Here is a 3507-nt window from a genome sequence, read left to right as displayed (position 1 = left end):
GCAGCTGGAGCAGTACCAGTGGTTCGTCCGGGCGCACCTGGAGTCCGCCGACGGCCGGCTCAGCACCAGCGACGCCCACACCGAGCTGCAAGCCGCCGAGTCCGCCCCGGCTGACGCCGCCTCCGAGCAGGCCTCGTCATGACGGACCCGATCGCGCCCAGCCCTACCGTCCCGCCGATCGACCCCGGACCGACGGTGCCCCCGATCGCGCCGGAGCCCACTCCGACGGAGCCCAGCCCCGGCCCGCCCAACCCACCGATCCCTACGCCGGCGCCGAGCCCTGAGCCAGGACCGCCGGCGCCAGGACCGCCGGGACCGGCTGACCCGGGCACGCCCGGGCCAGGGCCGATGCCAGGCCCCGGGCCAATGCCTGATCCGGCCGGCCCGGGCCTCGCCGGCTAGCGCGGAACCTCTCGCCGGCTAGCAAGACCGCGCCGGCTAGCAAGACCGCGCCGGCTGGCAGGGAACCGATCAGCCTTCGGGCATCCGCACCGACATCACGACGTAGCGGAAGCCGGGGATGACCTCGCCGTTCTCGTCGGCCGGCAGCATCATCACCGGCTTGTGGGTGGAGACGAACGACAGGATCACGTTCGGCGAGCCGACCGCGCCCAGGCCGTCGAGCATGAACTGCGGGTTGATCGCGATCTTCAGGGGCTCACCCTCGAGGGTGGCCTCGGTCGCCTCGCGGGCGCGGGCCGAGCCGAGCCCGCCGGCCTCGATGACCAGCTCGTCCGGGTTGACCTGCAGTCGCAGCGGATTGCCCCGGTCGGTGACCAGCGCGATGCGGTGCACCACGTCGGTCAGATCCTTGGTGGCCAGCGTCAGCCGGCTGTTGTGGCTGGTCGGGAAGATCGCCCGGACGTTGGGGTAGGGCCCGGACATGATCCGGGAGGTGGTCTGGCGCGACTGCGAGCCCAGCCCGACCAGGGACTGGTCGGTGGAGACCGGGTCCAGGTGCAGCTGGACGTCCCCGCCGGCGGCGCCCAGCGCCCGGGCGGTATCCGACAGCGCCTTGGCCGGGACCAGCGCGCTCATCTCGACATCCGGACGCTCGGGCTGCCAGGCGAGCTCGGTCATCGCCAGCCGGTAGCGGTCGGTGGCCGACATGGTGATCCGGTCGCCGGCCATCTCGACCTGCACGCCGGTGAGCATCGGCAAGGTCTCGTCCCGGCCGGCGGCGATCGTCACCCGGCTGACCGCGGTGCTGAACTCGGCAGCCTTGATGGTGCCGGCGAGCTCGGGCATCGGCGGCAGCCGCGGGTAGTCCTCCAGCGGCAGGGTCGGCAGGGTGAACTGGGCGCCGCCGCAGGTCAGCTCGACGCTGTCGCCGACCAGCTCGACGTCCACCGGCTTGGCCGGCAGCGCCTTGGTGATCTCGGCCAGCAGCCGGCCGGCGACCACCGCCGAGCCCTCCTCGAAGAGCTGGATGTCCAGGTCGCAGCGGGTGGAGACCTCGTAGTCGAAGCCGGACAGCTGCAACTGGCCGTCCCTGGCCTGCAGCAGCAGGCCGGCCAGCACCGGCACCGGCAGCCGGGTGGGGATGCTGCGCGCGGTCCAGGCGACGGCTTCGGCGAACTCCTGCCGCTGTAGTCGAAACTTCATCCGTGGCCTCCTAGGCACTCACCGCAAGTCTGCACCGCGGCACATCGTTCGCCTGCGTCAGGGCATGGTAATCCCCACCGGCGGACGGCAAGCGCTCGACTCAGTCGAGTTCGGGGTCGGCGATGCCACGCCGGGACGGACCCGGCCGCTCAGCGAGCCGCCAGCAGCGCGCGCGGCACTCACCGCCCGCGGCACTCACCGCCCGCGGCACTAGGGTGGACCCCGGTGCGCCGGGAAGCCTGGTCGGCAACGGATCTGTCCTGCTACTGACCCTGAGCCTCGGAGCGTCATGACTGACACCTATCCCTTCGCGCGCCTGGTGCTGCTGGTGGCCGCGGCCGGGCTGCTGGCGCTGCTGTCGAACCGGCTGACCGAGCGGATCCGGATCCCGGCGCCGCTGCTGGTGCTGGTTGCCGCCGCGGTGGCGGTGAAGGCGATCCCGGACCTGCACCACCCGCCGGAGCAGCTGGTGGAGCGGCTGGTCACCGTCGCCCTGATCTGCATCCTGTTCGACGGCGGCCTGCACCTGGGCTGGCTGAAGTTCCGGGCCGCGGCCGCCCCGATCGTCACCGTCGGGGTGCTGGGCACCTTCCTCACCACCGCGGCGGCGGCGGCGTTCGTCCACTGGGCGTTCGGGCTGAGCTGGTTCCTGGCGTTGCTGGTGGCGACCGCGATCGCGCCCACCGATCCGGCGGTGGTGTTCTCGGTGCTGGGACGGCGGGAGGTCACCGGGCGCAGCGGCACCATCCTGGAGGGGGAGTCCGGGGCCAACGACCCGGTCGGCATCGCGCTGATGGCCAGCCTGATCGCGGCCGGCGGCCTCAGCGCGGGCGCGTTCGGCCAGATCGCCGGCCAGTTCGTGCTGCAGATGGGCGTCGGCGCCGCGGTCGGGATCGTCGGCGGCCGGGCGCTGCTGTGGTTCATGCGGGCGGTGCCCCTGCCCAGCGAGGGGCTCTACCCGCTGCGGACGTTTGCCTGCGCGCTGATCCTGTTCGGCGCCGCCACCCTGGCACACGGCTCCGGCTTCCTCGCGGTCTTCATCGCCGGCATCCTGCTCGGCGACGAGCGGGCGCCCTACAAGCGCGAGATCGAGCGGTTCCACTCCGCGCTGGCCAGCCTCGGCGAGATCGTCGCCTTCGTGGTGCTGGGGCTGGCGGTGGATCTGGCGGTGCTGACCCGCGCGAACGTGCTGATCCCGGGACTGGTCACCGGGCTGGTGCTGGCCCTGGTGATCCGGCCGGTGTTCGTCGGGCTCTGCCTGATCCCGGCGCGGTTGGCGGGCAACGAACGCAATTTCGTGCTGTTCGCCGGGCTCAAGGGCGCGGTGCCGATCCTGCTGGGCAGCTTCATCCTTGCCGCGCACGTCCCGGACGCCGAACGGCTCTACGGCATCGTCGTCGTGGTGGTGGTGCTGTCGGTGCTGCTGCAGGGCAGCCTGGTTCCTGCCGTCGCCCGGTTGCTGCGGCTGCCGATGCGCGAGGTCGAGCCCGAGCCGTGGGCGATCGGTGTGCGGCTGCGCAACGAGCCGGAGGGGGTGCACCGGTTCACCGTGACCCCCGGCGCCCCGGCCGACGGGCACCGGATCGATGAGCTGCATGCCCTGCCCGAGGACGCCTGGATCAGCCTGGTGGTGCGCGCGGACCGGTTGCTGCCGGTGCGCGGGTCCAGCCTGCTGCAGGCCGGGGACGAGGTGCTGGTGCTGGCCGACCCCGACCTGCACGATGTGCTGGCCGCCACCTTCGGAAATCCGGTCAGCAGCGCCTAGATGTACTCGGCCAGGACGTTGGTGGTGGGCGTGGCGGCTTGAAACGGTGAGAACCTCCGGGTGGGGTGTGGTTTGTCTAGGACCCACTCCGACCCGGAGGCTCTCGTGTCTCACCGTAGTGCCCGCACGACCTTTCA

General features: G+C 72.1%; 2 protein-coding genes and 1 pseudogene. 2 read left to right on the top strand and 1 reads right to left on the bottom strand.

All coding sequences use genetic code 11. From position 1 onward, the window contains the following. Window positions 1-142, top strand: a pseudogene (locus VF612_RS17705) (DNA starvation/stationary phase protection protein); the annotation flags it as partial. Window positions 143-471: 329 nt separating this feature from the next. Here VF612_RS17705 and dnaN read toward each other — a convergent pair. After that, complete coding sequence (dnaN, locus tag VF612_RS17700; RefSeq protein ID WP_408661178.1) at window positions 472-1605, bottom strand: DNA polymerase III subunit beta; 1134 nt, start codon at window positions 1603-1605, stop codon at window positions 472-474. A gap of 289 nt (window positions 1606-1894) precedes the next feature. Between dnaN and VF612_RS17695 the strand changes: the two genes are divergently transcribed. Beyond that, on the top strand, window positions 1895-3370 hold the full coding sequence (locus VF612_RS17695; protein ID WP_408661177.1) for a potassium/proton antiporter: 1476 nt from the start codon (window positions 1895-1897) through the stop codon (window positions 3368-3370). Window positions 3371-3507 lie beyond the last annotated feature (137 nt).

The sequence above is a fragment of the Jatrophihabitans sp. genome, from assembly GCF_036388195.1.
Taxonomy (GTDB): Bacteria; Actinomycetota; Actinomycetes; order Mycobacteriales; family Jatrophihabitantaceae; genus Jatrophihabitans_A.
Note: the sequence above shows the minus strand (reverse complement) of the source record. Positions and strands in the feature narration are given on the sequence as shown.

What these genes read in the sequence shown, in the direction of transcription:
- VF612_RS17695 (WP_408661177.1), top strand. Translation starts at nt 1,895, where the DNA reads ATGACTGACACCTATCCCTTCGCGCGCCTGGTGCTGCTGGTGGCCGCG.
- dnaN (WP_408661178.1), bottom strand. Translation starts at nt 1,605, where the DNA reads ATGAAGTTTCGACTACAGCGGCAGGAGTTCGCCGAAGCCGTCGCCTGG.